We start from the raw sequence: 26,863 nt of genomic DNA, 5'->3' as shown, positions 1-26,863 counted from the left end.
ATGGCGCACCTGAACCCGACCCACGACCCCGCGCGCCGCGCCTGGGTGGCGTCCGCCAACGTGCCCGACGCCGAGTTCCCGATCCAGAACCTGCCGTTCGGCGTGTTCTCCGACGCCCGCCGCACGCGCGCCGGCGTCGCGATCGGCGACGAGATCGCCGACCTCGATGCGCTGCTCGGCGCCGGCCTGCTCGACGGCGACGCCGCCAAGGCCGCGCGTGCCTGCGCCGACGGCCGCCTGAACGGCCTGATGGCGCTCGGCCCGCATTACGCATCGGCCCTGCGCGCCGCGCTGTCCGAGCTGCTGCGCAGCGACGGGGCGCGCCGTGCCCGCGCCGAAGCCATGCGCGAACACATCCTGGTGCCGATGGCGCGCGCCACGATGCAGATGCCGTGCGCGATCGGCGACTACAGCGACTTCCTCACGTCGCTGCACCATACGGAACGCCACGGCCGCTACAAGGGCCTGAAGGACCCGCTGCCGCCGGCGTTCAAGTCGCTGCCGATCGCCTATCACGGCCGCGCGTCGTCGATCCGCGTCAGCGGGACGCCCGTGCGCCGTCCGCTCGGCCAGTACCGCAACCCGGACGGCGCGGTCGAATATGGCCCGGCGCCGATGCTCGACTTCGAGCTGGAGCTCGCGGCCTTCGTCGGCCAGGGTAACGTGCTGGGCCAGCCGATCCCGCTCGGCGCGGCCGCCGACCACATCTTCGGCTACTGCCTGCTGAACGACTGGTCGGCCAAGAGCATCCAGTGGTGGGAGCAGGTGCTCGGCCCCTTCCTCGGCAAGAGTTTCATCTCGTCGATCTCGCCGTGGATCGTGACCCAGGAAGCGCTGGCACCGTTCCGCCTGCCGGCGCCGGCGCGCCCGGACGGCGACCCGGCTCCGCTGCCGCATCTGGCCGACGCGGGCGACCGGGCCGAAGGCGGCATCGACATCGCGCTGGAAGCCTGGCTGTCGACGCCGTCCCGGCGCGCGGCCGGCGAGGGACCGCTGCGCATCACGAGCACGCACCTGCAGAACCTGTACTGGACCTTCGGCCAGATGCTGGCCCACCATGCGAGCAACGGCTGCAACCTGCGGCCGGGAGACCTGATCGGCAGCGGCACGATTTCCGGCGCCGACGATGCCGCGCGCGCCTGCATCACGGAGCTGACCAATGCCGGCGCCGATCCGCTGAAGGTGGGGCCGGAAGAGTTCCGTACGGCGCTCGAGGATGGCGACGAGATCGTCCTGCGCGCCCGTGCGCAACGGCCGGGTGCGGTGTCGATCGGGTTTGGCGAATGCCGCGGCCGCATCGAGCCGGCGCTGTCCGTCGCCGCCGCGGGGAGGCCGCGATGACCGCCCCGACGACGACGCAGCTGGCGCAGTTCGGCCACGAATTCGGGCGCGGACCGCGCAAGGTAATGGTGTTCGGCGGCGCCTTCGGCCATTCCGGCGACTGGCGCGCGTTCTGCGAAGGGCTCGATCCGGATGCCGCCACCTGGGTGTTCTTCGACTACCGCGGCTACGGCCGTGCCAGGGCCACCCTCGGCAACTATACCTTCGAGGAAGCAGCCGTGGACGCGCTGGAACTCGCCGCCGCGCTCGGGTGGGGGCGCTTTTCGCTCGTCGGCCATTCGATGGGCGGCGTGGCGATCCAGCGCGTGCTGCTGGCGGCGGCGCCGGGCCGGATCGAGCGCATGGTCGCGCTCACGGCGGTGCCGGCCTGCGGATCGCGCATGGACGCGCAGCGCCTCGCCATGTTCGACAAGGCCGCGCACGACGTCGCGCAGCGCCAGTTCATCCTCGATTTCTCGACCGGCCGCCGGCTGCCCGCCGTGTGGCTGCGGCGCCAGGCGCTCGATTCGGCCGCGTGTACGGCACCGCAGGCGTTTTCCGGCTACCTGCGCGACTGGGGCACGGTCGACTTTTCCGAGCGCGTGCGCGGCAACCCGGTGCCGGTCATGGTGCTGGCGGGCGCCCACGACCCGACATTGACGCGCGAGCTGATGGAGCGGACCTGGCTCGCCTGGTACCCGAACGCGGCGCTGGAGGTGCTGGACGGGTGCGGCCATTACCCGATGCTCGAGGTGCCCCTGGCACTGGCGCGCGCCGTCGGCGATTTCTTGCAACAGCCTTGAGAGAGACAACGTGTACGCATTTTCCTATGTCCGGCCGGCCACGCTCGCGCAGGCGCTGGCCATCCTGGACGAGCATCCCGATGCCAAGGCGCTGTCCGGCGGCATGACGCTCGTGCCGACCCTGAAACAGCGGCTGGCCGCGCCGGCCTACCTGGTCGACCTGACCCGCCTCGACGAACTGCGCGGCATCACGCTGGAGGGAAACCTGTTGCGCATCGGCGCGGCCACCCGCCACGCCGAAGTGGCCGCGAGCGGCGTCGTGCGCGGCGCGATTCCCGCGCTGGCCGGCCTGGCCGGGCTGATCGCCGATCCGCAGGTGCGCAACCGCGGCACCATGGGCGGGTCGGTGGCCAACAACGACCCTGCCGCCGATTACCCGGCCGCCGTGCTGGGCCTGGGCGCGACGGTCGTGACCAGCGCGCGCCGCATCCCGGCCGACGCGTTTTTCGTCGACATGTTCGAGACCGCGCTGGGCCCGGGCGAACTCGTCGTCGCGATCGAATTCCCGCTGCCGCGCCGCGCGGCCTACCGCAAGTACCGCCATCCGGCGTCGGGCTATGCGCTCGCGGGCGTGTTCGTCGCCGACGGCGACGCCGGCGTGCGGGTCGCCGTGACGGGCGCGGCGCCGTCGGTGTTCCGCTGGCACGAGGCCGAGCAGGCGCTGGCGCGCGACTGCGCGGTGGACGCGCTGGCCGGCGTGGCGATGGATCCCGGCCGGATGCTCGACGACGAACGCATTCCCGCGCGCTATCGCGCCAGCCTCGTCGAGGTATTCACCCGCCGCGCGGTCGCGGCCATGACCGGCGCGTGACGCCGGCATCCACAAGGAGACAAGCATGGAATTCAACGGAACCCAGGTGATCGCGGCGCCGCGTCACGAAGTGTGGGCAGCCCTCAACGACCCGGCGGTGCTGCAGGCCTGCGTGCCGGGCTGCGAATCGTTCGGCGCGCGCAGCGACGACGAATACGAAGCCGTGGTGCAGGCCGCGGTGGGTCCCGTCAAGGCGCGTTTCAAGGGCAGCCTGACGCTGTCCGAACGCCGCCCCGACGAGGGCTACCGTATCGCCGGCAGGGGCGAGGGCGGCATCGCCGGCTTCGGCAAGATGCAGGCCGTCGTCACGCTGGCCGACGCGCCCGACGGCGGCACCGAACTGACCTATGCGGCCACGGCCGAAGTGGGCGGCAAGCTGGCCCAGGTGGGCTCGCGCCTCGTCGCGTCGGTGGCCAACCGCATGGCGGACGAGTTCTTCAAGCGCTTCGGCGAACAATTGGCGCCCCCCGTCGAAGCGGCCGCGCCGGAAGAGGGGGCCGAAGCGGCACCGAAGAAATGGTGGCAGCGCGGCTGACGCGGCATCGAACACGAACAGGCAGGTGACAAGTGGTACAAGTGAACATACAAGTCAATGGCCGGCAGGTCGGGCGCGAGGTCGAGGACCGCACGCTGCTGGTCGAATTCCTCCGGCGCGAAGCGGGCCTGACCGGCACCCACGTCGGCTGCGACACGACCCAGTGCGGCGCGTGCACCGTCCACCTCGACGGCGCGGCCGTCAAGTCGTGCACGGTACTGGCGGCGCAGGCCGACGGCGGCAGCGTGCGCACCGTCGAGGATCTCGAGCGCGACGGCCGGTTGAGCGCCGTCCAGCAGGCCTTCGTGCAATGCCATGGCCTGCAGTGCGGCTTCTGCACGCCCGGCATGATCATGGCGATCGAGTACTTCCTGCGCGAGCGCCCGGCGGCGCTCGACGACGAGACCATCCACACGGCGCTGGAAGGCAATATCTGCCGCTGCACCGGCTACGTGAACATCATCGAGGCGGTGCGCCACGCGGCGCGCGCGCTGTATCCGGAGGTGGCGGCATGATCGGCCAACCCCTGCCGCGCCTGGAAGACCGGCGCCTGGTGACGGGCAACGGCCGCTACACGGACGACATCGACGTGCCGGGCCAGGCGTACGCCGCGTTCCTGCGCTCGCCGCACGCGCATGCGCGCATCGTCTCCATCGACATCGGTGCCGCGCTGGCCGCACCCGGCGTGATCGCCGTTCTGACGGGCGCCGACTACCTCGCGGACGGCTTCCAGGGCATGCAGCACGTGCCGATGCCGCTCGACGCGATCGACCCCACGGCGCCGGCGTTCCGGGATGCGCTGCACGCGCCGGCCTACAGCCGCCTGCACCTGCCGCTCCCCGTGGACAACGTGCGCCACGTCGGCGAGGCCGTGGCGATGGTGGTCGCCGACACGGCGGCCCGCGCACGCGACGCCGCCGAGATGATCATGGTCGACTACGACGTGCTCGACGCCGTCGTGCGCGCCGACGACGCACTGGCCCCCGGCGCGCCGCAGCTGTACGACGATGCGCCGGGCAACCTGTGCTTCGAGGTGCAGCTGGGCGACCGCGCGGCCGCGCAGCGGCTGTTCGCCGATGCCCACCTCGTCGTGCGCCGCGATTTCCATAACAGCCGCGTGGTGAATTGCCAGATGGAGCCGCGCGCCGCGATCGGCGTGTACGATCCCGCCGAGGGCAGTTACACGCTGATCTCGGGCAGCCAGGGCGCGGTGCGCCAGAAGATGTCGCTCGTGGGCGCGCTGCGCGCACCGGCCGACAAGGTGCGCGTGATCTGTCCGGACGTCGGCGGCGGCTTCGGCCCGCGCAGCTCGGTCAACGTCGAGCAGCTGGCGGTGGTCTGGGCGGCGCGCCGCTGCGGCCGCGCGGTCAAGTGGACGAGCGACCGCAGCGAGGCGTTCCTGGCGGATTACCAGGGCCGCGACGCCGTCCTGCGCGCCGCCATGGCCTTCGACGCCGAGGGCCGCATCCTCGCCACCGACCACGAGTGGCTGGGCAACGTGGGCGCGCACACCGTGTCGTACGTGCCGATGTCGAACGGCACCCGCATCATGACGACCGTCTACCACGTGCCGGTAGCGGCCGTGCACATCCGCGCGGCGCTCAGCAACACGGCGCCGACGGCGCCCTACCGCGGCGCCGGCCGGCCGGAAGCGCACCACATGATGGAGCGCCTGCTCGACCTGGCCGCGCACCGCCTCGGCATCGACCGGGTCGAGATCCGCCGCCGCAACATGGTGCCGCGCAGCCGGTTGCCGTACCGCAGCGCGATGGGCCTGACGTACGACAGCGGCGACTTCATCGGCAACATGGAACGCGTGCTGGAACTGGCCGACTGGGACGGCTTCGCGGCGCGCCGCGCCGCGTCGGCCGCGCGCGGCAGGCTGCGCGGCATCGGCCTGGCCAACTATGTCGAGGCCCCCGTCGGCGCGCCGCGCGAGCGTATCGAGATGCGGGTACTCGCCGAGGGCGTGGTCGATCTGGTGTCCGGCACGCAGACGCAGGGCCAGGGCCACGCGACCACGTTCGCCCAGGTCGTGGCGGCGCAGCTGGGCGTGCCGCCCGAATCCGTGCGGCTGCGCACGGGCGACACCGCTTTCGTGAGCGTCGGCGGCGGTACGCACTCGGACCGCAGCATGCGCCTGGGCGGCACCCTGATCGTGCAGAACGCGGCCCATGTCGTGGCGCAGGGCAAGGCGGCGCTGGCGGACCTGCTCGGCGTCGACGTGGCAACCGTCCGCTTCGAGGACGGGACGTTCATTGCCGGCGACACGCGCCTGGGCCTGTTCGAACTGGCGGCCAGGCTGGAAAGCGCGGGCAAGCCCCCGCTCGCGTCCGACGCCGAGTTCAACGGCCGCATGGCGGCGCATCCGACCGGCGCCGCGGTGATGGAACTGGAGATCGACCCGGATACGGGCGAGGTCGAACTGTTGCACTACGCGTCCGTGGACGACGTGGGCCAGCCGATCAATCCGCTGATCGTCGAGGGCCAGGTGCACGGCGGCCTGGCGCAGGGTATCGGGCAGGCGCTGTCGGAGGGGTATTACGTCGACCGCGACAGCGGGCAGGTGATGTCCGGCTCGTACATGGACTACGGCGTGCCGCGCGCCGGCCGCGTGCCGCCGGTCTCGCTCGTATTCGCCGAGGACCCGACCGCCGGCAATCCGCTGCGCGTGAAGGGGGGCGGGGAGAGCGGCATCACGCCGGCCACCGCAGTCATCTTCAACGCCCTGGCCGACGCGCTCGGCGAGGACGCCCCCGAGGAACTGGACATGCCCGCCACGCCGGCGGTCATCTGGAATGCCATCCACCGAGAAAGTCCTGCACATGAGTGAACACGTCCACATCCGGCGCGACGGCGCCGTCCTCGACATCCTCCTCGACCGCGCCGACAAGGGCAACGCGCTGACCGCCCCGATGGGCGCGGCGATCGTCGCCGCGCTGCGCGGCATCGACGACGATGTCAAGCTCGTCCGCCTCGGCGCGGCCGGCCCCGATTTCTGCACCGGCCGCGATTCGCCGATCCCGACGCTGGGCGCCAGGCCGTCGGCCGAGACGGTGCGCCAGAAGGTCGCGCTGCCGCCGCTCGAACTCTACGACGCCATCAAGGCGGTGCCGGTGCCCGTCATCGCCGTCGTGCGCGGGCGCGCCGTGGGCGCGGGCTGCGCGCTGGCGTGCGTGGCCGACCTGGTGGTGTGCGCGGACGACGCCGTGTTCCAGATTCCCGAGATGGAGCGCGACATTCCGCCGACGCTGGTGATGGCGGCGCTGGCGGACCGCGTGCCCGTCAAGACGCTGGCGCACATGGTATATGGCCGCGCGCCGCTGGACGCCGCGGATGCGCGTACGGCCGGGCTGGTGTCGCACGTGGTCCCCGCGGCCCGGCTGGATGCCGCCGCCGCCGCGCTGGCCGACACCATGCTGGGCAACAGCGCGGTCACCCTGCGCGCCGTGAAACAGTTCCTGGCCGCCGCGCCGGGCATGCCGCCGGCCAGTGCCAGCGCCTTCGCCGGTCACCTGGCGGCGACGGCGCTGTCGATCCGGTTCTAACTTCCCCCGGTAGTGCCTTGAGCCCCGTGCGCGCGAGCGTATGGGGCTTTTTTCGTCCCGTGCGGACGCAAAAAAGCCGTCCGGTTTTTGCCGGACGGCCGAGGCGGGCGGTGGCGGTCAGGCGTAGTGGTAGCGGCCCTCGTCGTCGCGGCCGATGGCGCGGGTCGCGCCCGTGTCTTCGAGCCAGCGCACGATCTCGCGGCCGTCGCGGCTGCCGACGGCAGCCATCAGTTCCGCGAACAGCTTGGGACCGTGCCGCAGCGCCGCGTCGAGCGAATCGAAGCGCGCGCCCTCGAAGGTCGGCGCAGCGGGCACGCGGTGCTCGATCGAGCGGCTCGTGCCCGGGCGCAGGAAGGGCAGGGTCAGGTCGAAGCCGGCCTTCGCCGTGTGATGGGTGCCGGCGAGCGACGGGTCGAGCGGCATCGCGCGCATGCGGTCCTGCACGACCAGGTCGCGGTCGGCCTGGAAGCGCGTGGCCAGCGCCCAGTCCATTTGCCGGTCCGAGAAGACGTCGATGTCGGGATCCACGACGAACACGTGCTTGACGTTGGCGAGGCATGCGAACACGGCGGCGATGGCGTTGCGCGCCTCGCCCGGGACGCGCTGCCGCATGGCGATGCGCACGTTGAACATGCCGCCGTTGGCGGCGCTGGCGTACACCGCCTTCACTTCGCGCACGGCGACTTCCAGCGCGCGCCACACGGTCACCTCGGTGCGCAGGGCGCACAGCTGGGCGGTATCGGTGGTGTCCATGTCGCGGCCGCTGATCGTGGACGTCTGGAACACGGCGTCGCGGCGATGGGTGATCGCGGTCAGGTGAAAGAGCGGGTTGCGCTTGACGCCGCCGTAGTAGCCCAGGAACTCGCCGTACGGGCCTTCCGGTTCGACGTGGCCGTTCGGGTCAAGGTAGCCTTCGAGGATGAATTGCGCGTCGGCCGGTACCAGCAGGTCGTTGGTCACGCACTTGACGACGCCCAGCGTCTCGCCGCGCAGGGAGGCCAGCAGTTCGAGTTCGTCGGTCGGCAAGCGCATCGTCGCCGCGACGTGGTCGATCGGGTGCGTGCCGACGGCGAAGGCGATCGGCAGCGGTTCCCCGCGCGCGGCGTGCTCGAGGTAGATCGCGCGCAGGTCCGACGGTGCGATCAGGTCGATGCCGGCGGTGCGGCGGCCGCGCAGCATCAGGCGGCGCACGCCGACGTTGGTCCAGCCCGTCGTCCTGTCGACCGTGAAGTCGATCGAGGAGGAGATGTAGGGGGCGCCGTCGAGACCGTGCTGCAGGTGGACGGGCAGCTTCGTGAAATCGCAGTCGCCGCCGGTCAGGACCACCTGCTGGACCGGCGCCGCCGTGCGCGACACCTGCTCGATGGCGGCTTTCTTGCGCAAGCGTGCGAGCACTTCCGCCAGCAGCTTGTCGGTGGTCGTGCCGAAGGCGGCGGCGAGGCGCTGCCGGCTGCCCGCGAGGTTGCCGCACAGCGGGATCGCGTCGGCGCCGGGTTGTTCGAACAGCACGGCTTTCGGGTTGCCTTCGAGGAGGCGGGCAACGTCGGCCAGCTCGACCGGCCCGGCATGGCGCTCGAACTCGCTCGCATCGAGCGAGGCGGCGAAGCGGCGCAGGTCGAAACGCTCGAGGTCCGGACCGGGGCCGGCCGGCCGTTGAGCGGACGTGCTGAAATCGGAATGGGAATTCACTGTGGTCTCCAGAGGGTCATGGTGGCTATCACAGCGAATCTAATGCACCCGCGCATAGAACTGAAGCAACAATAAATGATCGATTCATCGAAAAATCTAATTAATTTCGGTGGTCGTCCGTGGTGTGCAACGGTCTGCTACCATCGGCGCTTCCATCGATTATTCACCAGCGATCATCAATCATGCATGCGTCAACCCGTCCCCGTTTCATCGTCGGCATCAGCGGCGCCTCCGGCGTGGTGTACGGCATCCGCCTGCTGCAGTTGTTGCGCGAACTCGACGTCGAAACACACCTCGTGATGAGCAAGTCGGCCCAGGTCACGCTGGCCTATGAATCGGACCTGAGCGTGGCCGACGTGCGGGCGCTCGCCGACGTCACCCACGCGAACACCGACATCGGCGCGGCGATCTCCAGCGGTTCGTTCAAGGTGCAAGGGATGATCGTGGCGCCTTGTTCGATCAAGACGATGTCGGAGATCGCGACCGGCGTGACGGGCAGCCTGCTGGCGCGCGCGGCCGACGTGATGCTGAAGGAGCGCAAGCGCCTCGTCCTGATGCTGCGCGAAACCCCGCTGCACCTGGGTCACTTGCGCACCATGACGACGGTCACCGAAGCCGGCGCCATCGTGTATCCCCCGGTGCCGGCCTTCTATGCGCGGCCGCAGTCGCTCGACCAGATGGTCGACCATACCCTGGGACGCGTGCTCGACCTGTTCGGCCTCGACACGCAGACGGTGACGCGCTGGAACCCGCCGCGCAACCATCCCGCCCGCGAGGGTGACCAATAAAACAAAAGGCACCCGAAGGTGCCTTTGTTGGTAGCCGACAGGATGGCTTACACGTAAGCCGCCAGCGCGGTTTTCATCTTCTTCAGCGCGGCCGATTCGATCTGGCGAATGCGCTCGGCCGACACGCCGAATTCCTCGGCCAGCGTGTGCAGCGTGGCGCCCGAGCCGTCGTCGTTGGCCAGCCAGCGCGCTTCCACGATACGGCGCGAGCGTGGGTCGAGTTTCGACAGGGCCGTTTCCAGGCCTTCCGATTGCAGGCGCACCACTTCTTCGGCTTCCAGGACCTTGGTCGGTTCCTGCTGGTCCGAGGACAGGTAGGCGATCGGCGAGAACTTGTCGTCTTCGTCGTCGGTCGGCGCTTCCAGCGCGATGTCGCGGCCGGACAGGCGCGTTTCCATCTCGATCACTTCTTCGCGCTTCACGTCGAGCATCTTGGCCAGGTCGTCGACTTGCTGCGGCGACATGGCATCCAGGCCCTGCTTGTTGCTGCGCAGATTGAAGAACAGCTTGCGCTGCGCCTTGGTCGTTGCAACCTTGACCAGACGCCAGTTCTTCAAGATATATTCGTGCATCTCGGCCTTGATCCAGTGCATGGCGTAAGACACCAGGCGGACGCCCTGGTTCGGGTCGAAACGCTTGACTGCCTTCATCAGGCCGATATTGCCTTCCTGGATCAGGTCGGCGTGCGGCAGGCCATAGCCCAGGTAGCCGCGCGCGATCGACACGACCAGGCGCAGGTGCGACAGCACCAGTTTCTGGGCCGCGTCCAGGTCATTCTTTTCCTGCAAACGCGTAGCCAGGGAAACTTCTTCCTCGTGGGACAGCATCGGCAGGCGGTTCACCGCCGAGATATAGGCGTCGATATTACCGAGATTGCCACTGAAACCCAGTCCCAGTGCACGATTGCCGGCCGGAACCAATGCGGATTGTGCGGACATAGTCACTCCCTCGTAGATAAACTGCTGCATCGTCTCGCCATCTCCAGAGCCCCGAAGGCGCAGCTGGCTGGCTTGTTGTCGGGATGCTGACGGTGCTATCAAAACCATTTCCCGCGATAGTCTGACGTAATATTAGCACTCTCTTGAGGTGAGTGCTAGGCGCCACCATATCCCTTACGATGGGTTTAAGTTTCATTAAAGTATTGCCCGCAGGAATCAGAAAAACGGGTTCGATTCAACTGTAGAGCAGGTACGAGCGGTTCAGTTGATGCGGCTCAAATGTGGCGTTCGTATCGTTTGAAATCGGTAGAAGACAGGTTAGGCGACACGTGCTGCGCTTTCTGTTGGCTGGCGCACGTTGCCATGTAGGTGAATGCCTCGCGTCCGCTGCCGGATTTGACTGGTCAGCAGCGGACGGGTTCACGGAACGGGCCTCGATATTCCTGAATGGTTGACTTGGATCGGCTGGATGGCGGCCCAGGTAGTGGGAAGACGATCATAACTGGCAAGCCACGGCGGTAGCTTTGGATCGATCCACCCGACGACCTCGATAGCTTTACCGTGCAAGTCAATGAGAGAAGGGCTTAGCCAAAGTAATTGCTCGTGATGGAAAACACGGTTGCGCGGTTCCCGTATCTGGTTAAGTGCCGACGAGACAGTATGGCGCTGACGCTGTGGCTTCGGGCAGCGCGGGAAAATCAGCCGCAGGTCTTTCCAAAGGTTGGTCTGGAACTGGACGTTGAATAACGAACTCCAGAAGCCGAAGGGTAGTTCGGCAATAATCTTGTCCGGGGTAAGCGCTTCGGCTCGGCGTTGCAGTTTTGCTTTCGCACTGACTACCTCACGAACCTGCCAGGCAAACGATGGGTCGCTCACCCAAGAGTCCCACCAGTCGGATCGTTTGTACAGGGTAATCAGGCGTTGATGTACGCCATTTTTCAGAGCGATTTCAAGCACGTTCAACATCGGCATTGTCGCTTCTGCCAGAAGCATGTTGTTCACATATGCTTTTGCTGCCCTGGCGACGTCGCCATTGCACGAGGCCCGATAACGGCCCAACCGTGCTGCGGAAAAGTGCTTTTCGAGGTCGCTCCAGTCCATCGCGCATCATTTTTGATCAGGCATGCTCACGATGATATACTCTGAACGCAGCCCTGGGTTTTGTCCTCTCCCAGCCTCCATACTGGTGATGACGCTAGGTCAGTTTTCGGTCCCGTTCCGCGGGACCACCCCGAATTCAAAACAAAACCCGCCTTCGTGGCGGGTTTTGTTTTTGGCCCAGCGTCGAGGAGTTATTTCAGACGCGCCAGATGCCTCTGCACCGACAACATGGCCCCGACCAGCCCCAGGCCGGCACTGATCGCCAGCAAGGCCGCCATGCCCATCGGCGGCAGGGGCGTCAGCTGGAATTCCGACGCATACAGCCGGGCAAACTCGGCGATGGCCGTGTTCAGCGGACGCAGCGCCAGCGCAACGGCCCCCAGCGCCACCGCACCCGCGCATAGGCCCAGCAAGGCGCCCGTGTAGTAGAACGGGCGGTGGATGAAGTTGTCGGTCGCGCCCAGCAGTTTCGACACGGCGATTTCCTCGCGCTGCGTCAGCACCTGCAAACGGATCGTGTTGAACACGACGGCGATCACGACGACGCCCAGCGTGATCGCGAGCAGCAGCAGCGCCAGGCGCAGCACGCCCAGCAGGGCGGCGAGGCGCTTGACCCAGGCCGAGTCGACCTGCACGGAGTCGACATCCGGCAGGGCGCGCATCTGCTCGGCCAGGCCGTCCACGCGCGCGGCGTCGGCGCCGCTGGCGAAGCCTTCCAGCTTCATCACATAGCTGTCCGGCAGCGGGTTGTCGCCCAGCGTTTCGATCACGTCGGTGAGACCGCTCTTTTCCTTGAGGCTGGCCAGCGCCTGTTCGCGCGGCACGAAGCTGACTTTCGCATGGCTGCCGTGCAGGATCTGCTGCAGCTGCGGCGCGAGGGCCTGGGCCTGGTCGCGCGGGGTGTCGGTCTTGAGGAACAGGCTGATTTCCGGATCGACGGACAGTTCTTCCGATAACGGGCGCGCGTTGTCGAGCAGGGTGACGCCCGCGAAGGGCAGGGCCAGCGCGACGGCGACGACGAGCACGTTGAACAAAAAACTGCCCGGCGCCTTGCGCACGTGGGACAGCGCGGCGCCGAAGGCGAAGCGGTGCTGGCGGAACCAGACGTTCATGCGCCACCTCCCGTCACATGGCCGTGTTCGAGGCGGATCACGCGGGCGGCGCTGTCCAGGATCTGGTCGTCGTGGGTCGAGATGACGCACGTGACGCCCACGGCGTGGAATGCGTGCAGCGCGTCGATGACCTTGTCGGCCGCGGCGCGGTCGAGGTTCGCGGTCGGTTCGTCGGCCAGGATGATCTGCGGGCGGTTGACGATGGCGCGGGCGATCGCCACGCGCTGCTGTTCGCCGCCGGACAGTTCCATCGGCAGGGCGAGGGCGCGGTCGAGCAGGCCGACCTTGTCCAGCGCCGCGCGGGCACGCTGTTCGGCTTGCGCCCTGGGTGCACCGGTGACGATCAGCGGCAGCATCACGTTGGCCAGCAGGTGGCGGTCGTTCAGCAGGCGCTGGTTCTGGAAGATCAGGCCGAGGTTGCGGCGCAGGAAGGGGATGCCGGCCTTGCGGATGCGGCCGACGTCCTGCCCGTTCACGATCACGCGGCCGGACGTCGGGCGCTCGATGGCGGCCACCATCTTCATCAGCGTGGACTTGCCGGCGCCGGACGGGCCGGCCAGGTACACCAGCTCGCCCTTGGCGATGTTCAGGGATACGTCGGACAGCGCGAGCGTGTCGGCGGAATCCGAGTACTTCTTGGAGACGGACTGGAATTCGATCATCGTGTGTGTTATCCCAGCAGCGCCTCGGCGAATTCGTCGGCGCTGAAGGGTTGCAGGTCCTCCAGCTTTTCGCCCACGCCGATGAAGTACACCGGCACCGGACGGGTGCGTGCGATGGCGGCCAGGATGCCGCCCTTGGCCGTGCCGTCCAGCTTCGTGATCACGAGGCCGGTCAGCTGCAGCGCGTCGTCGAACGCCTTCACTTGCGCCAGCGCGTTCTGGCCCGTGTTGCCGTCGATGACGAGCAGGATTTCGTGCGGCGCGTCTTCCATGCCCTTGCCGATCACGCGCCTGATCTTCTTGAGCTCTTCCATCAGGTGCAGCTGCGTGGGCAGGCGGCCGGCGGTGTCGACCATGACGACGTCGACGCCGCGCGCCTTGCCCGACTGGACGGCGTCGAACGCGACGGCGGCCGGGTCGCCCGACTGCTGCGAGATCACGGTGACGTTATTTCTCTGGCCCCAGACCATCAGCTGCTCGCGCGCGGCGGCGCGGAACGTGTCGCCGGCGGCCAGCAGCACGGATTGTTCATGGCGCTGCATGTGCTTGGCCAGCTTGCCGATGGTCGTCGTCTTGCCGGCGCCGTTGACGCCCGCGATCATCATCACGAGCGGCTCATGGCGGCCCAGCTCGAGCGGCTTTTCCAGCGGACGCAGCAGGTCGACCAGCAGGCCCTTCAGCGCCACCTTGACGGCGGCCGCGTCGAGCAGCTTGTCTTCCTTCACCTTACGGCGCAAGTTGTCCAGCAGGAATTGCGTGGCATCCATGCCGGCATCGGACATCAGCAGGGCGGATTCGAGTTCCTCGTACAGGTCTTCGTCGATGCGCGCGCCGACGAACAGCAGCGACAGGTTGCTCGACGTCTTGGCCAGGCCGGCCTTCAGGCGCGACATCCAGGAACGCCTGGCTTCCGCTTCGCTGACGGGACGTTCGGCGGTTTCGGGGAACAGCTGGCCTTCGTAGGCCGTCGACGCGCCCGCAACAACTTCCTCGGGCGCGGCCGGTGCTTCATCGCCGCCGCCGAACAGGCGGCGCAGGAAACCCGGCTGCTCGGCTTGTGCTTCAGCCTCCGGGGCCGCAGGCACTGCGGGTTCGACCGCAGCCGGCGTCTCGGCTTCAGGTTTTTTCTTTTTGAAGAAACTAAACATTGTGTATTCGGGAGGGCGGCGGTATGCCGGATAGGGTCGCGCGTATTCTACCAGAGCGGGAACACACTTCTGAGGTGCGCCTGCTCGACCATATTGTGGCTAGAATACAGCTCAACAATGCCAATCCGCTCATCGTGCTGGAATTTAGTACGTAACGGGTGTAGATTGTGAGCATCGATAAGAAGACGCGTCACCGAGGGACGATCGTGAACGTATCCAGGTTTATCAAGAGGCTCATCGCCGGCGATCACGTGGTGGGCAGCTCGGCGCCATCGCTGCGCAATGTCATCGTCTGGCTCTTCATCGCCCTTGTCGCCCTGTTCCTGACCCATCCATCCAGTCCCGCCAGCGCCTTCGACGCGCCCGTGCCGTGGCCGGCCGAACTGGGACTCGACACCAACCTCGGCATGTAATCCGCGCTGCTGGTATCCTGTTATTTCCGAAGGACACCTTGCGGTTGCAGCGCCATGAAACACAGACTTTTTCTTTTCGACCTCGACGACACCCTGCTCGACTTCAAAGCTTCCGAACAATTATCGTTCGACCGCACGATGCGCGCCCTGGGCCTGGCCGCGCTTCCCGACGGGCTGTTTGCCCGCTACCAGGCCATCAACACGGCACTGTGGCGAAGCTTCGAGACGGGCACTGTCTCGAAGGATTTCCTGAAGGTGGACCGCTTCCGCCAGACCTTCGCCGCCAGCGGTCTCGACCTCGATCCCGAAGCGGCCAGCCGCCTGTACCTCGAATCGCTGTCGGACACGGTCGTCCTCATCGACGGCGCGAAGGAACTCTGCGCGACGCTGGCCGCCATCGGCGAAGTGGGCATCATCACCAATGGTGTCGAGCAGATCCAGCACCGCCGCATCGTCAGTGCCGGGCTGCGCGACCATGTGTCGTTCGTGGCGACGTCGGAGGCGTGCGGCCATGCGAAGCCGGACAGCCGCTTCTTCGACTACACCGTCAGGATGGCGCGCGCGTTCACGCATGCGGAAACGATCATCGTGGGCGACCGCCTCGATGCCGACATCCTCGGCGCCAACCGCTTCGGCATCGAAAGCTGCTGGTTCAATCCCGGCGGCCTCGCCAACGACACGCATGCGCTACCCACCTTCGAAGTGGCGCGACTGCTCGACGTCGTCCCCGCGCTGCGCGGCCTCGCTATTGCCTGACGAACAGGCCGTCACATATCGATGTGAGCAGCCCGCCCGCGTCGCGCCGAGCTTCAGCCGCCTTTCGCCGCCTGCGCGTTGCGGCGGATCGTGTCCAGGGTGGCGCCCGGCGTGATCAGGTTGCCGTCGTAGCGCAGCTCGATCAGCGCCGGCAGCTTGTGCGTGCGCGTGAACGCGATGGCGCGTTCGAGCGCCGGGCCGAAATCGGCCGTCGTCTCGACCGCCTCGCCGTGGCCGCCGTACGCTTGCGCCAGCGCGGCGAAGTCCGGATTGTGCAACTGCGTGCCCGACACGCGGCCAGGATATTCGCGTTCCTGGTGCATGCGGATCGTGCCGAACATGCCGTTGTTGAAGACCAGGAAGATGACGCCGGCGCCGTATTGCACCGCGGTCGCCAGTTCCTGGCCCGTCATCATGAATTCGCCGTCGCCGGCGAAGGTGACGACGGTGCGCTCCGGCCGCACGATCTTGGCTGCCACGCCGGCCGGCACCGCATACCCCATCGCGCCGCTCGTCGGGGCGAGCTGCGTGCGCATGGCGCCGTAGCGCCAGAAGCGGTGTGCCCACGTGGCGTAGTTGCCGGCGCCGTTCGTGATGATCGTGTCGCGCGGCAGGGCGGCCTGCAGGTCCTGCACCATCTGCCATAAATCGAGCGGCGCGCTGCCGTCCTTGAAGATCGGCGGCTGTTCCTGCCACGCGCGCAGCTCGGCCTTCGCTTCCTCGACCGTGTGGCGCCATGCCGATGCATCGACCGGTTCCATCGCCGCCAGCATCGATGCGGCCTGCGGCGCGCCGCTCGCGATCATCAACTCGGCCTGGTAGACGCTGCCCAGTTCTTCCGGATCGGGATGGATGTGCACGAGGCGCTGGCGCGGCACGGGCGCTGCCAGCAGCGAGTAGCCGCTCGTCGTCATCTCGCCCAGGCGCGGGCCGAACGCGATCAGCACGTCGGCTTCCTTGACGCGCGCGGCCAGCTTCGGATTGATGCCGATGCCGACGTCGCCCACGTAGTGCGGGTGCTCGTTGTCCAGCAGGTCCTGGAAGCGGAATGCGCACGCGACGGGCAGGGCGTTCGCCTCCGCGAACCTCTGCACGTCTGCGCACGCTTGGTCTGTCCACGTGCCGCCGCCCAGCAGCAGCAGCGGCTTTTTCGCTTGTGCCAGCATGGCGCGCAGCTGGTCGATTTGCGCAGACGACGGCGCGCCCTGCGTGGGCTGGTAGCGGCGCGTATCCGCCACTTCCGCGCGGGCCACGAGCATGTCTTCCGGCAACGCGAGGACGACGGGGCCGGGACGGCCGCTCGTCGCCACCTGGAACGCGCGCGCCATGTATTCGGGGATGCGCTCGGCGCGGTCGATCTGCGCGACCCACTTCGCCATCTGGCCATACATGCGGCGGTAGTCGATTTCCTGGAAGGCTTCGCGGTCCATGAAGTCAGTGCCGACCTGGCCGATGAACAGGATCATCGGCGTGGAATCCTGGTACGCGGTGTGCACGCCGATGGAGGCGTTCGTTGCGCCGGGGCCGCGCGTGACGAAGCAGATGCCGGGCTTGCCCGTCAGCTTGCCGTAGGCCTCGGCCATGAACGCCGCGCCGCCTTCCTGGCGATTGATGACGAAGCGGATGTTCGAGTCGTGCAGCGCGTCGAGCACGTCGAGATAGCTTTCGCCGGGCACGCCGAAGGCGGTGTCCACGCCGTGGACCTGGAGCGCATCGACCAGGATCTGGCCGCCGCTGCGGGAGGGGTGCGTCATGGTGAGGTCATCCTTATCACGATGGAATCCGGGCATTCTATGCAACTCGCCCTGAGCTGGCTTTTCAAATAGCGACACGACCTTTCACAAAAGGCAGCGGCGTATCCTGTACAATGCAGCCCGTGAAGCAGGCCAGACAGCCGCTGGTCCACGCCGCAAGGTCGTGGGCGGGAGGAAGGTCCGGACTCCACAGAGCGGGGTGACGGTTAACGGCCGTCCGCCGAAAGCCCGGCGCAAGCCGGGTATAAGGCGAGGAATAGGGCCACAGAGACGAGCGTATTAAGTTACGGTGAAACGCGGTAACCTCCACCTGGAGCAATTCCAAATAGGCACGCGTTGAGGTTGCTCGCGGAGCGTGCGGGTAGGAAGCTTGAGCGCCGGAGTAATTCGGCGCCTAGAGGAATGGCTGTCATAGCGTCCGCAAGGACGTTACACAGAATCCGGCCTATCGGCCTGCTTTACACATGATTCACGGCCCGGGGAGCTCGACGACGATGCGTTACATCCTCGCCCTCGACCAGGGCACCACCAGTTCGCGCGCCATCGTGTTCGACCGCCAGGGCCAGGTGGTGCGCATCGCCCAGCAGGAATATCCCCAGCATTTCCCTCAGCCCGGCTGGGTCGAGCACGACCCGCTCGACATCTGGAACAGCCAGCTCGCGTGCGCGCGCCAGGTGTTGGCGGAGGCCGGCACCGATGCGGCCGACGTCGCCGCCATCGGCATCACGAACCAGCGGGAAACGACGGTCGTGTGGGACCGCCGCACGGGCGAACCGCTGTGCCACGCCATCGTCTGGCAGGACCGGCGCACGGCCGAGCTCTGCGACGACCTGCGCGCGGCGGGCAAGGCCCCGCTTGTCCAGCGCAAGACGGGTCTCGAACTGGATGCCTATTTTTCCGCGACCAAGCTGCAATGGCTGCTCACGCACGTGCCGGGCGCGCGCACGCGCGCGGAGCGGGGCGAGCTCGCGTTCGGCACCGTCGACAGCTGGCTCACTTATAAATTGACGGGGCGCCACGTCACGGACGCGAGCAACGCGGCGCGCACGATGCTCTTCAATATCAACAGCCTGCGCTGGGACCCGGAACTGCTGTCCCTGTTCGGGGTGCCGGCATCGATGCTGCCGGAAGTGGTGCCCAGTTCCGGCATCGTCGCCGACGCCGACCCGGCCTGGTTCGGCCGCGCGATCCCCATCGCGGGCATCGCGGGCGACCAGCAGGCGGCCACGTTCGGTCAGGCCTGCCACCGGCGCGGCATGGTCAAGAACACGTATGGCACCGGCTGCTTCATGCTGATGCACGCGGGCGATACGCCGCCGCAGTCGCACAACCGCCTGCTCGCCACCGTCGGCTGGACCGTCGGCAACCACACCGACTACCTGCTCGAAGGCAGCGTGTTCATGGGCGGCGCCACCGTGCAATGGCTGCGCGACGGCCTCGGCATCATCAAGCAGTCGGCCGACGTCGAGGCGCTCGCCCTGTCGGTGCCGGACAGCGGCGGCGTGATGCTCGTGCCGGCCTTCGTCGGCCTCGGTGCGCCGCACTGGGATGCGTACGCGCGCGGCACCATCGTCGGCATGACGCGCGGGACGACCGCCGCGCACATCGCGCGCGCCGCCGTCGAAGCCATCGCCTACCAGAGCGCGGAACTGCTGGCCGCCATGCAGAAGGACGCCGCCTGCGTCGTGCACGAAGTGCGCGCCGACGGCGGCGCCGCGCGCAACGACCTCCTGATGCAGTTCCAGGCCGACCTGCTGGGCGTGCCCGTCGTGCGGCCGCAGGTGACGGAGACGACGGCCCTCGGCGCCGCCTGCCTGGCGGGCCTCGCTGTCGGCTTCTGGTCGTCGCGCGACGAGATCGCGGCGCAGTGGAAGAGCGAGCGCCGGTTCGAGCCGCAGCTGCCGGCCGCGCGGCGCGACGAGATGATGGCGCGCTGGTCGCGCGCGGTCGCGCATGCGCGCGCGTGGGCGGTGCCGGAACACCACTGACGCTCGCGTGCGGCCGCGCCGGCGCGGTTCGGGCACAATCGATGCAATATTGTCATCGATGCGTTGCGACCGGAGGCGTCCTTGAAACTCCTGAAGTTTTTCTTTTCGACCGCGCACGCGGTGCTCGGCTTCCTGTTCGTGCTCGTGTCCGTGCTGATCACGGTATTGGCCGTGCAGACCGGCTGGCAGGCGGTCGGCGTCGAGGCCGAAGAGAGCGCCGAATTGGCCATCGAGGCGATCGGCCTGCTGGCCATCGCCGTCGTCTCGCTGCAGATCGCCCAGACCATCACCGAGGAAGAAGTCGTGCGCGACGCCCACATCAGCGCACCCACGCGCGTGCGCCGCTACCTGTCGCGCTTCATGGTCGTTGTCGTGGTCGCACTGTCGATCGAAGGGCTGGTCGGCACGTTCAAGGCCTTGCACGAGGAACCGGAACTGCTGCCGCATGCGGCGTCGGTGCTCGTCGCGGCGGGGCTGCTGATGGCCGGCTGGGGCGTGTTCATCCGCATGAATAAATCGGCGGAAGTGCTCGAGCCGGAGGCGATGGAAGCGGCCAAGAGCGAGGATGCGAAGGTGGACGAGTAGGGCTACGTGCCGCGCAGGATCGCGAGGTTCGCCGTCATCCGCGCGTGCAGCGTCGCGCGCCAGTCGTCCGTGAGCCACGCGGCGGCCAGCGGAAACGCCGCCTCGATGCGCGCCAGCAGCGCGTCGAGATACGCCGCGCAGGCGTCGCGTGCTGTGAAGCCGAAGCGGACGGCGTCCCGCGCGATGTCGAAGCGCGCCCTGGACAGTTGCATGACCAGGCGGCGCGGCGTTTCTGCCGGATTCGGCACGACGTCGAACGCCGGTGCGAGGCGCCAGCCCTTGCGGCCTTGCCCATGGACGATCGCGTGGTTGCGCACATGGTCGTCGTCATTGCCGCAGACGGCGTTGAAGACCATGCGGCCGAACAGTTCGATACCATCCTCCGGCGGTGCGCCGACCCGGCGCAGTTCCTCGGCCAGGCGCGGGTAACTCCAGCGGTCGGTGCGCGCCGGATTGTCCGGATATTCCGCCTGCAGCAGGGACGCCGCGCTGGCGCACATGAAGCGCCGGTCGCCGTCGCGATCGAAGCGGCGCACGCGCAGGACGCTGCGGCCGCCCGGCCCCGGATGCAGGACGGTTTCCGCCACATCCAGCCCGCTCGCCGCGCCCCATTCGCGGGCGAAGTGTTCGAGGCGCGGGATGTCGGCCGGGTTCATGAGCATCCGCGGCTTGACCAGCCAGAAGGCGCCGGCGGCGTCGCGTACGGTCGTCTTCGGACGCGCGCCGCCGATGCTGGCCGTCTGCACCAGCCGCCGCCGGATGGCGGGCCGGACCGGCGGCCGGTGTTCCGCCAGCGCGGCCAGTTCCTCGACCAGCTGGTCGAGCAGGGGCAAGGGGGGACTGTTCAGCGCCGCGCCGGAAAACCGGGGGGCTCCGTATGCGATCTGAACAGTGCGATTCCTTTTAATGTGAAATTGTGAGAGCTTTTCGTTCACTTTGATCGATATACTGCCCGGTAATATTTCTTACCTTTCTTTTATGTTTGATGGGCAAATCATCCTTCCCGAACATGCCGATTTCGCGTGCCTGCTGAACCAGGTACTCGCCTGGTGGCCGGAGGAATTGACGGGAGATGCCGGCGACGACGCCAAGGCGCGGCAATCGTCGGTGGCCCGGCTGTACGAAACGAGCATTGCGCCGCGGGCGATCCAGTCGGCCAGCATGCTGCTGTTGCAGCTCGACTGGATCCTGTTCGGGATCGTGATGGATTTATCGCGCAAGGTGTCGCGGGTGCGCGTGCGCGACATCCGGCCGCAACTCATCAAGGACAGATTCCACGCGTTGCTGACCCATAGCGCATTGCCGCAACTGCTCGGCGAAAAACAATGGGATGGATCGTTCGAGCGCGATGAACTGGTGAATTATCTGCGCGTCGAGGAAATGGCCTCGGTGTGAAAAATCGATGAGGACCCGATGACGATCATGACCCGCCCCGAGGATGCGCCCCTGGCGTTCCAGGCCGCCTGGAACCGCCACGACATGGAAGCCTTGCGCACATTGTTCCACGACGATGCGACCTTCGTGAACCGGTTCGGCCGCTACGTACGCGGCATCGACGCGATCGTCGAGATGCATGAGGCTATCCACGCCACTGTCTACAGCGATTCCACGCTCGACAACGCGTTGATCGACGTGATCCCGATCGGCGCCGATGCGGCGGTCGTGCACTTCTGGAGCCGCCTCGCGGCCGGTCCGGCGCATCCGGCCGGTCCCCACGCCGTCGACACGCTGATTCTTGCCGTGCTGACGCGGCAGGCCGGCGCCTGGCGCATCAAAGCGCTGGAGAACGTCACGCTGACGAATCCCAGGACGGGAGAAACGGTCTTGAGGGACGGCGTCTGAAGACTTTCGTGCCCGCAACATCGACCGACATCAAACAATGCTCCGGTGCAATCACGTAAGCTGCCCGCTGGTTCCATGAATGGAGGCGGCATGAACATCAAACACTGGAAAATCGGTACCCGGCTGGGCGGCGCGTTCGGGCTGCTGCTCGTGTTGCTGGCGGCATGCATCTGGTTCGGTATCGCCAGCCTGCACCGGCTGAACGATGGAACGTCGAAGATCGTCGACGAGGATTATCCGAAAACGGTCCTTGCCTACGAAAGCCTGGATGTCGTGAACCGCAATGCCCGCGCCATGCGCAACATGCTGTTGTGGGACAAACCGGAGGAAGTGGCGCGGGAACGGCAGGCCGTGCTCCAGAACAGGCAGGAAAACACCGTCAATCTCGACAAGCTGGCGGCACTGATCAAATCCGACGAAGGCAAGGTCAAGCTGAAAGCCGTGCAGGATGCGCGGGAGGTGTACCGCACGTCGCAGCAGGCCTTTCTCGACATGATGGATGCCGGTAAAAAACCGGAAGCCGCGGCCTTTCTGCTGACCCAGGTGCGCAAGGACCAGCGCGGCTATGTCGATGCCGTGCGGGAATTGATCAAGTTTCAGGATAGGCGCGTGCTCGACAGCGGCCACCGGGCCGAGGAGACATATCAGGCGACGGTTGCGTGGCTGATGGGATTGGCGGCCGTCGCGCTCGTGCTCGGCTCGATCGTGGCCGTCTGGATCACGCGTTCGATCACGCGGCCGCTGCGGCAAGCCGTCGACGTGGCGCGCACCGTGGCCACCGGCGACCTCGGCACGCGGATCGAGGTGCACTCGGCGGACGAAACCGGCCAGTTGCTGCAAGCCCTGCGCGACATGAACGAAGCGCTGGTGGGCATCGTCGGCGAGGTGCGCAGCGGCACCGAGACCATCGCGTCCGCGTCGCAGCAGATCGCGTCTGGCAACGCCGACCTGTCGTCGCGCACCGAGGAGCAGGCGTCGTCGCTGGAAGAAACGGCGTCGTCGATGGAAGAACTGACGTCGACGGTGAAACAGAATGCGGACAATGCGCGCCAGGCGAACCAGTTCGCCGTGTCCGCATCGGAAGTGGCGGAGAAGGGCGGCGCGGTGATGGCGGAAGTGGTCGACACCATGGGCGCGATCAACGAATCGGCGCGCAAGATCGTCGACATCATCGCGGTCATCGACGGCATCGCCTTCCAGACCAATATCCTCGCGCTGAACGCGGCCGTCGAAGCGGCGCGCGCCGGCGAGCAGGGACGGGGCTTTGCGGTGGTGGCGTCGGAAGTGCGCAGCCTGGCGCAGCGCAGCGCGGCGGCCGCGAAGGAAATCAAGGCGCTGATCGACAACTCTGTCCAGAAGGCGGACGACGGCAGCAGGCTTGTCGACCAGGCCGGCACGACGATGCGCGACGTCGTCGAGAGTATCCGCCGCGTGGCCGACATCATGGGCGAGATCAGCGCTGCGAGCCAGGAACAGACCGCTGGCATCGGTCAGGTACAGCTCGCGATTTCCCAGATGGACCAGACCACGCAGCAGAATGCCGCGCTCGTCGAGGAAGCGGCCGCCGCGTCCGAGCAGTTGCGCGAGCAGGCATCCAAGCTGTCGCAGACCGTCGCCGTGTTCCGGCTGGGCGGTGCGCACGACCGGGCCGCGACCGTACCCGCCGCGCAGCCGAAACAGGCGGCGCCGGCCATCGCGCCGCCGGTGCGGAAAACACCTGCCGCGCCGGCCCGGGCGCCAGCGAAGCCGCCGCGCGCCAGGCATCTGGCCAGTGCCGGCGCGGACGAGGAGTGGCAAGAGTTTTGACCGGCCTTCAGCCGCCCAGCAGTTTGCCATTCACCAGGATACGCAGCGTACGCACGAACAGCACGACAATGGCAATCGTCACGATGGCCAGGAGCGCACCCGCCAGGTACTCCAGGACGATTGTTTGTCGTGCCGCCGCATATTTCAACGCCGCGTTCGACAGCGCAGCCATGGGGAAGCTGATGGCCCACCACGCGGTCGCGAACGCGATCGAACGCCGGAAAATCCGGGTGGCCAGGATCGCGAAGAAGAACAGGCCGACATAGAACAGCAAGGCCGCAAATGCGTCGATGCGGTGTACGACGTTGACATAAGCGAGGAACCCGACCTCGAACGGTGCGATGAGGATCATCATCGACGGCATCATCCCCGATGCGAGCGGCGCTTGGTGGACGAGCCGGGAAAAGATCATCGTGAAGAATACGATGGCCACGACCGCACCGGCGCTTGCAGCGAACAGATTGACCTCATGCGCCCAGGCCATCGGCAAGGTCCCGCCTGCTACCGCGATATCGAGTGTGGCAACGCCAGAGATGAGCAAGGAGGGCGTCGCGTGGGCGACATCCATATTTCCCTTGAGAAGTCGAGTCAGACTGATAAAGCTCAATGCGATTGTCAAGATCGTGCCAATCGCCCAAACGATCTCCTGCAGCAATGTGCTGTAGGTTGCCACCACGGTTGACAGCAGCAAGATGCCGATCGTAATCGTGCCGAAGAAATTGCCGGCGATTGGATGGGTGAATTCATCTTTCACGGCGGACGGATATTTTGCCCACTTTGCGCCATAGCCAAGTGCAAGCGCAATGAACACGACGATTGCCGTCATCCCGGCGGCGTCCGCAATCATCGTCCCGGCGCCAAACACAGTCGAGGCGACCCGCCACGCCAGCGACAGGCCTGCCAGGCCCATCACGGCGCCGAACAGATTGACGGGCAGGTGCTTGAGCGAACCCCATGGAGCGGTCAGTGCCGGCCGTTTGTCGATACTGGTTTCCATTCGGTTATCCCGGTCGTGATGAATCAGCGTTTTCCGATGCCGGCCGTATCATGTCCAGCTTGACGCGCGCCAGCGCAAAGACCTCCCGTAATACCGCCATATCGCCAATTTGGTTGGCGAGCAGTAGTACGACTTGGCTATCGAGAATTCGGCGCCGGGCCGGGTCGAGCCCGGCGTGGGAGTCGTCCAGCATGCTGTAGAAAGTCTCGAAGTCGTCCAGGTTCTGTCGTAGCTGCATCAGGGGCAGGGTGTTCATAATCTCTCCTCGGGATTGGTGAAATGAGAGTCTATGAAGTTGCAGCCGTAAAGAGAATCCCATAGTATTGAAAGTCATTCTTTCAATAATCGAGAGTATCGATGGATCGCCTCGAGGCCATGTCCATTCTGCTGGCCGTGGTCGATGCCGGTAGCCTGTCGGCTGCGGCACGCCGTCTCGGCATGCCGCTCCCTACGGTCAGTCGCAAGGTCGCGGAGCTGGAAGCGCATCTGCGCGCGCGCCTGCTGCACCGGACGACCCGGCAGTTGTCGCTGACCGAAGCAGGCGCTGCCTACGTCGCGGCGTGCCGGCGCATCCTCGACGACGTCGGTGAAGCCGAGCGGATCGCGACCGGCGAGTACGGTGCACCCAAGGGTGAGCTCGCGGTAACGGCACCGATCGTTTTTGGACGGCTGCACATCGTCCCGGTGGTGGCGGAATTCCTCGCGCAGTATCCGGAGATCAGGATCAAGCTGCTGCTTACGGACCGCGTCGTCCACTTGATGGAAGAGCAGATCGATGTCGCGCTGCGCATCGGCGAACTTCCCGACAGCACCCTGGTGGCGAGTCGGGTGGGCACGGTGCGCTCGGTTGTCTGCGCGAGCCCTGCCTATCTGGCGCAACGCGGCGTGCCGGCCGGGCCGGAGGCACTGGCGGGGCACGACTGCATCGGTTTCGATGTGCTGGAATCCCGGCGCGCCTGGGTATTTGGCGACGGCAAGTCCACGGTGTCGGTGCCGGTGATCCCGCGTCTCGAGGTCAACACGGCGGAGGCGGCGATCGCCGCGGCGACATTGGGCGTGGGATTGATACGGGTGCTGTCCTACCAGGTGGCGGACGCCGTCGGCAACGGCGCGCTCGGCGTCATTCTGCGGGACTACGAGCCGGCGCCGTTGCCGGTCAGCCTGGTGCACAAGGGGCAGACGCCGCTGCCGCGCAAGCTTCGGGTCTTCCTCGATTTCGCGGCGCCACGCCTGCGCGCCCGCATCACGCAGGCGCCCGGCTAGAACCCGATCCGCCCCTTGCCCGGCGTGGGCTTGAGGCGGATGTCGTCCACCTTCACGTGCGCGCGCCCATCCGCGACCGCATAGCCAAGCCCATCCAGTAACGTCTTGCGCAGGTCGCGCGGCGACACGCCCGCGAGCTTGTCCAGCACGACGTCGCCCAGGAACGGATCGAACGCCGCCAGGTTCAGCTCGCGCAGCAGCCCGGCATACATGCGCTGGGCGATGCCGGCGGCCTGTTCCGGCGTCGGTGCCGGGACTTCGTAGACGGCCATCCGGTTCAGCAGCGGGTGCGGGATGCCTTCGGTGGAGTTCGCCGTCAGCACCCAGAAGATCTGCGAGGCGTCGATGACGACGTCGATGAATTCGTCGCGGAACGCGCTGGCCGTTTCCGGCTCCAGTAATTGATACAGCGCCGCGAGCGGATCGGATTGCGAGGAGCCCGTCGCCTTTTCCACCTCGTCCAGCACGATCACCGGATTCGCGAACTGGCCGCGCACGAGGCGTTCGGCCACCTTGCCGCACTTGGCGCCGCGCCAGCTGGCCGAGCTGCCCGTGATGACGAAGCCGGCCGACAGCGCATTCATGCTGATCAGCTCGCAGTCCGTGTGCATGACCTTCGCCAGGCGCTTGGCGAAATGGGTCTTGCCCACGCCCGGGCCGCCCAGCAGCAGGATCGGCATGACGTTGAAGCCTTTATCGCCGGCATGGGCCAGGCGCAAATAGCGCGCGAGGTCGTCCAGCACTTCGTCGAAATTCGGACATTCCTCGAACAGCGGGTCGAGGGCGTCGGTGGAAGAGGGAGTGGTGACGAAACGTTCGGCGCCGGTCTCGAGCATGCGTTCGTAGAACGCTTCGAGTTCGGGCGAACGTCCGCGGCTACGGTCGAGCGCGCCCTGTACTTCATTGAGATCGTAGACGGCACGGCTGCGGGCCAAGGTAATGCTCATGGCAAAACTCCTGCGCGATAGTACGGACTCACTTATACTACTGGGCTCCCCGAAAAA

The 26,863-nt window shown here is 66.9% G+C and carries 27 protein-coding genes and 1 other RNA gene; 17 read left to right on the top strand and 11 right to left on the bottom strand.

Features of this window, described 5'->3' with window-relative positions; translation table 11 throughout:
* Genes fahA through QPK29_RS09265 form a run of 7 tightly spaced genes read left to right on the top strand, consistent with a single transcriptional unit; the run spans window position 1 to window position 7,017 of the window.
* Window positions 1–1,341 carry a fumarylacetoacetase gene (gene fahA, locus QPK29_RS09295; protein WP_371768711.1) on the top strand — a complete coding sequence of 447 codons (1,341 nt, stop codon included), beginning with the start codon at window positions 1–3 and terminating at the stop codon, window positions 1,339–1,341.
* Window positions 1,338–2,123 carry an alpha/beta fold hydrolase gene (locus QPK29_RS09290; protein WP_371768710.1) on the top strand — a complete coding sequence of 262 codons (786 nt, stop codon included), beginning with the start codon at window positions 1,338–1,340 and terminating at the stop codon, window positions 2,121–2,123. Before fahA ends, QPK29_RS09290 begins: the two co-directional genes overlap by 4 nt.
* Before the next feature lie 10 nt (window positions 2,124–2,133).
* Complete coding sequence (locus tag QPK29_RS09285) at window positions 2,134–2,934, top strand: FAD binding domain-containing protein (protein ID WP_056122728.1); 801 nt, start codon at window positions 2,134–2,136, stop codon at window positions 2,932–2,934.
* A gap of 25 nt (window positions 2,935–2,959) precedes the next feature.
* Window positions 2,960–3,469: an SRPBCC family protein gene (locus tag QPK29_RS09280; protein WP_371768709.1), complete on the top strand. Its 510-nt coding sequence runs from the start codon at window positions 2,960–2,962 to the stop codon at window positions 3,467–3,469.
* A 32-nt stretch (window positions 3,470–3,501) separates the two neighbouring features.
* Window positions 3,502–3,984: a (2Fe-2S)-binding protein gene (locus tag QPK29_RS09275; RefSeq protein WP_056122734.1), complete on the top strand. Its 483-nt coding sequence runs from the start codon at window positions 3,502–3,504 to the stop codon at window positions 3,982–3,984.
* Window positions 3,981–6,302 carry a xanthine dehydrogenase family protein molybdopterin-binding subunit gene (locus tag QPK29_RS09270; protein ID WP_371768708.1) on the top strand — a complete coding sequence of 774 codons (2,322 nt, stop codon included), beginning with the start codon at window positions 3,981–3,983 and terminating at the stop codon, window positions 6,300–6,302. Before QPK29_RS09275 ends, QPK29_RS09270 begins: the two co-directional genes overlap by 4 nt.
* Window positions 6,295–7,017, top strand: a complete 723-nt coding sequence (locus QPK29_RS09265) for an enoyl-CoA hydratase/isomerase family protein (protein ID WP_371768707.1) — start codon at window positions 6,295–6,297, stop codon at window positions 7,015–7,017. The genes QPK29_RS09270 and QPK29_RS09265 overlap by 8 nt, the downstream gene beginning before the upstream one ends.
* 117 nt (window positions 7,018–7,134) lie before the next feature.
* Here QPK29_RS09265 and QPK29_RS09260 read toward each other — a convergent pair whose 3' ends face one another.
* On the bottom strand, window positions 7,135–8,706 hold the full coding sequence (locus QPK29_RS09260; RefSeq protein WP_371768706.1) for a UbiD family decarboxylase: 1,572 nt from the start codon (window positions 8,704–8,706) through the stop codon (window positions 7,135–7,137).
* A 182-nt stretch (window positions 8,707–8,888) separates the two neighbouring features.
* On the opposite strand from QPK29_RS09260, the gene QPK29_RS09255 reads away from it, so the two are divergent.
* Window positions 8,889–9,494: a UbiX family flavin prenyltransferase gene (locus tag QPK29_RS09255; RefSeq protein WP_371768705.1), complete on the top strand. Its 606-nt coding sequence runs from the start codon at window positions 8,889–8,891 to the stop codon at window positions 9,492–9,494.
* A 47-nt stretch (window positions 9,495–9,541) separates the two neighbouring features.
* Here QPK29_RS09255 and rpoH read toward each other — a convergent pair whose 3' ends face one another.
* The 5 genes from rpoH to ftsY form a co-directional block, all read right to left on the bottom strand.
* Window positions 9,542–10,432: an RNA polymerase sigma factor RpoH gene (rpoH, locus tag QPK29_RS09250; protein WP_056122746.1), complete on the bottom strand. Its 891-nt coding sequence runs from the start codon at window positions 10,430–10,432 to the stop codon at window positions 9,542–9,544.
* Window positions 10,433–10,852: 420 nt separating this feature from the next.
* Window positions 10,853–11,533, bottom strand: a complete 681-nt coding sequence (locus QPK29_RS09245; RefSeq protein WP_371768704.1) for a hypothetical protein — start codon at window positions 11,531–11,533, stop codon at window positions 10,853–10,855.
* A 191-nt stretch (window positions 11,534–11,724) separates the two neighbouring features.
* Window positions 11,725–12,645 (bottom strand): permease-like cell division protein FtsX, encoded by a 921-nt coding sequence (gene ftsX / locus QPK29_RS09240; protein ID WP_371768703.1) that lies wholly within the window; start codon window positions 12,643–12,645, stop codon window positions 11,725–11,727.
* Window positions 12,642–13,307 carry a cell division ATP-binding protein FtsE gene (locus QPK29_RS09235; RefSeq protein WP_371766186.1) on the bottom strand — a complete coding sequence of 222 codons (666 nt, stop codon included), beginning with the start codon at window positions 13,305–13,307 and terminating at the stop codon, window positions 12,642–12,644. Before QPK29_RS09235 ends, ftsX begins: the two co-directional genes overlap by 4 nt.
* Window positions 13,308–13,315: 8 nt before the next feature.
* Window positions 13,316–14,455 (bottom strand): signal recognition particle-docking protein FtsY, encoded by a 1,140-nt coding sequence (gene ftsY / locus QPK29_RS09230; protein ID WP_371768702.1) that lies wholly within the window; start codon window positions 14,453–14,455, stop codon window positions 13,316–13,318.
* 206 nt (window positions 14,456–14,661) lie between these two features.
* Here ftsY and QPK29_RS09225 point away from each other — a divergent pair, with 206 nt between their 5' ends.
* Complete coding sequence (locus QPK29_RS09225) at window positions 14,662–14,868, top strand: hypothetical protein (protein ID WP_156403648.1); 207 nt, start codon at window positions 14,662–14,664, stop codon at window positions 14,866–14,868.
* 54 nt (window positions 14,869–14,922) lie between these two features.
* A complete protein-coding gene (locus QPK29_RS09220; protein ID WP_371768701.1) occupies window positions 14,923–15,624 on the top strand; it encodes a YjjG family noncanonical pyrimidine nucleotidase in 702 nt (233 codons plus the stop codon).
* 53 nt (window positions 15,625–15,677) lie between these two features.
* Here QPK29_RS09220 and QPK29_RS09215 read toward each other — a convergent pair whose 3' ends face one another.
* Window positions 15,678–17,378, bottom strand: a complete 1,701-nt coding sequence (locus QPK29_RS09215; RefSeq protein ID WP_056122761.1) for a thiamine pyrophosphate-binding protein — start codon at window positions 17,376–17,378, stop codon at window positions 15,678–15,680.
* A gap of 124 nt (window positions 17,379–17,502) precedes the next feature.
* Between QPK29_RS09215 and rnpB the strand changes: the two genes are divergently transcribed.
* From rnpB to QPK29_RS09200, 3 genes are all read left to right on the top strand, one after another.
* An RNA gene (gene rnpB, locus QPK29_RS09210) (RNase P RNA component class A) lies at window positions 17,503–17,842 on the top strand.
* A 30-nt stretch (window positions 17,843–17,872) separates the two neighbouring features.
* A complete protein-coding gene (gene glpK, locus QPK29_RS09205; RefSeq protein WP_371768700.1) occupies window positions 17,873–19,366 on the top strand; it encodes a glycerol kinase GlpK in 1,494 nt (497 codons plus the stop codon).
* A gap of 81 nt (window positions 19,367–19,447) precedes the next feature.
* The gene (locus QPK29_RS09200) at window positions 19,448–19,951 is read left to right on the top strand and encodes a hypothetical protein (protein WP_056122767.1); all 504 of its coding nucleotides are present in this window, start codon (window positions 19,448–19,450) and stop codon (window positions 19,949–19,951) included.
* Window positions 19,952–19,953: 2 nt separating this feature from the next.
* On the opposite strand, the gene QPK29_RS09195 is transcribed toward QPK29_RS09200, so the two are convergent.
* A complete protein-coding gene (locus tag QPK29_RS09195; RefSeq protein WP_371768699.1) occupies window positions 19,954–20,784 on the bottom strand; it encodes a HipA domain-containing protein in 831 nt (276 codons plus the stop codon).
* A 103-nt stretch (window positions 20,785–20,887) separates the two neighbouring features.
* On the opposite strand from QPK29_RS09195, the gene QPK29_RS09190 reads away from it, so the two are divergent.
* The 3 genes from QPK29_RS09190 (at window position 20,888) to QPK29_RS09180 (ending at window position 23,599) form a co-directional block, all read left to right on the top strand.
* Window positions 20,888–21,346 carry a hypothetical protein gene (locus QPK29_RS09190; RefSeq protein WP_371768698.1) on the top strand — a complete coding sequence of 153 codons (459 nt, stop codon included), beginning with the start codon at window positions 20,888–20,890 and terminating at the stop codon, window positions 21,344–21,346.
* 18 nt (window positions 21,347–21,364) lie between these two features.
* The gene (locus QPK29_RS09185; RefSeq protein WP_371768697.1) at window positions 21,365–21,793 is read left to right on the top strand and encodes an SgcJ/EcaC family oxidoreductase; all 429 of its coding nucleotides are present in this window, start codon (window positions 21,365–21,367) and stop codon (window positions 21,791–21,793) included.
* A gap of 90 nt (window positions 21,794–21,883) precedes the next feature.
* Complete coding sequence (locus tag QPK29_RS09180; protein WP_371768696.1) at window positions 21,884–23,599, top strand: methyl-accepting chemotaxis protein; 1,716 nt, start codon at window positions 21,884–21,886, stop codon at window positions 23,597–23,599.
* 7 nt (window positions 23,600–23,606) lie between these two features.
* Here QPK29_RS09180 and QPK29_RS09175 read toward each other — a convergent pair whose 3' ends face one another.
* Both QPK29_RS09175 and QPK29_RS09170 read right to left on the bottom strand, forming a co-directional pair.
* The gene (locus tag QPK29_RS09175) at window positions 23,607–24,596 is read right to left on the bottom strand and encodes an SLAC1 anion channel family protein (RefSeq protein WP_056122780.1); all 990 of its coding nucleotides are present in this window, start codon (window positions 24,594–24,596) and stop codon (window positions 23,607–23,609) included.
* 4 nt (window positions 24,597–24,600) lie between these two features.
* On the bottom strand, window positions 24,601–24,852 hold the full coding sequence (locus QPK29_RS09170) for a DUF2783 domain-containing protein (protein ID WP_056122785.1): 252 nt from the start codon (window positions 24,850–24,852) through the stop codon (window positions 24,601–24,603).
* Window positions 24,853–24,953: 101 nt separating this feature from the next.
* Between QPK29_RS09170 and QPK29_RS09165 the strand changes: the two genes are divergently transcribed.
* Window positions 24,954–25,859: a LysR family transcriptional regulator gene (locus QPK29_RS09165; protein ID WP_056122789.1), complete on the top strand. Its 906-nt coding sequence runs from the start codon at window positions 24,954–24,956 to the stop codon at window positions 25,857–25,859.
* Here QPK29_RS09165 and QPK29_RS09160 read toward each other — a convergent pair.
* Window positions 25,856–26,806: an AAA family ATPase gene (locus tag QPK29_RS09160; RefSeq protein WP_371768695.1), complete on the bottom strand. Its 951-nt coding sequence runs from the start codon at window positions 26,804–26,806 to the stop codon at window positions 25,856–25,858. The genes QPK29_RS09165 and QPK29_RS09160 overlap by 4 nt on opposite strands.
* Between the last annotated feature and the right edge of the window lie 57 nt (window positions 26,807–26,863).

The organism is Massilia orientalis (assembly GCF_030411975.2).
Taxonomy (GTDB): Bacteria; Pseudomonadota; Gammaproteobacteria; order Burkholderiales; family Burkholderiaceae_D; genus Telluria; species Telluria orientalis.
Note: the sequence above shows the minus strand (reverse complement) of the source record. Positions and strands in the feature narration are given on the sequence as shown.

Excerpts from the sequence above, each read along its gene's own strand:
- QPK29_RS09255 (WP_371768705.1), top strand. The coding sequence starts at position 8,889 with ATGCATGCGTCAACCCGTCCCCGTTTCATCGTCGGCATCAGCGGCGCC.
- rpoH (WP_056122746.1), bottom strand. The coding sequence starts at position 10,432 with ATGTCCGCACAATCCGCATTGGTTCCGGCCGGCAATCGTGCACTGGGA.
- QPK29_RS09185 (WP_371768697.1), top strand. The coding sequence starts at position 21,365 with ATGACGATCATGACCCGCCCCGAGGATGCGCCCCTGGCGTTCCAGGCC.
- ftsY (WP_371768702.1), bottom strand. The coding sequence starts at position 14,455 with ATGTTTAGTTTCTTCAAAAAGAAAAAACCTGAAGCCGAGACGCCGGCT.
- QPK29_RS09175 (WP_056122780.1), bottom strand. The coding sequence starts at position 24,596 with ATGGAAACCAGTATCGACAAACGGCCGGCACTGACCGCTCCATGGGGT.
- QPK29_RS09215 (WP_056122761.1), bottom strand. The coding sequence starts at position 17,378 with ATGACGCACCCCTCCCGCAGCGGCGGCCAGATCCTGGTCGATGCGCTC.
- QPK29_RS09235 (WP_371766186.1), bottom strand. The coding sequence starts at position 13,307 with ATGATCGAATTCCAGTCCGTCTCCAAGAAGTACTCGGATTCCGCCGAC.
- QPK29_RS09160 (WP_371768695.1), bottom strand. The coding sequence starts at position 26,806 with ATGAGCATTACCTTGGCCCGCAGCCGTGCCGTCTACGATCTCAATGAA.
- QPK29_RS09270 (WP_371768708.1), top strand. The coding sequence starts at position 3,981 with ATGATCGGCCAACCCCTGCCGCGCCTGGAAGACCGGCGCCTGGTGACG.
- QPK29_RS09165 (WP_056122789.1), top strand. The coding sequence starts at position 24,954 with ATGGATCGCCTCGAGGCCATGTCCATTCTGCTGGCCGTGGTCGATGCC.
- QPK29_RS09280 (WP_371768709.1), top strand. The coding sequence starts at position 2,960 with ATGGAATTCAACGGAACCCAGGTGATCGCGGCGCCGCGTCACGAAGTG.
- QPK29_RS09265 (WP_371768707.1), top strand. The coding sequence starts at position 6,295 with ATGAGTGAACACGTCCACATCCGGCGCGACGGCGCCGTCCTCGACATC.
- QPK29_RS09170 (WP_056122785.1), bottom strand. The coding sequence starts at position 24,852 with ATGAACACCCTGCCCCTGATGCAGCTACGACAGAACCTGGACGACTTC.
- QPK29_RS09220 (WP_371768701.1), top strand. The coding sequence starts at position 14,923 with ATGAAACACAGACTTTTTCTTTTCGACCTCGACGACACCCTGCTCGAC.
- glpK (WP_371768700.1), top strand. The coding sequence starts at position 17,873 with ATGCGTTACATCCTCGCCCTCGACCAGGGCACCACCAGTTCGCGCGCC.
- fahA (WP_371768711.1), top strand. The coding sequence starts at position 1 with ATGGCGCACCTGAACCCGACCCACGACCCCGCGCGCCGCGCCTGGGTG.
- QPK29_RS09245 (WP_371768704.1), bottom strand. The coding sequence starts at position 11,533 with ATGGACTGGAGCGACCTCGAAAAGCACTTTTCCGCAGCACGGTTGGGC.
- ftsX (WP_371768703.1), bottom strand. The coding sequence starts at position 12,645 with ATGAACGTCTGGTTCCGCCAGCACCGCTTCGCCTTCGGCGCCGCGCTG.
- QPK29_RS09180 (WP_371768696.1), top strand. The coding sequence starts at position 21,884 with ATGAACATCAAACACTGGAAAATCGGTACCCGGCTGGGCGGCGCGTTC.
- QPK29_RS09290 (WP_371768710.1), top strand. The coding sequence starts at position 1,338 with ATGACCGCCCCGACGACGACGCAGCTGGCGCAGTTCGGCCACGAATTC.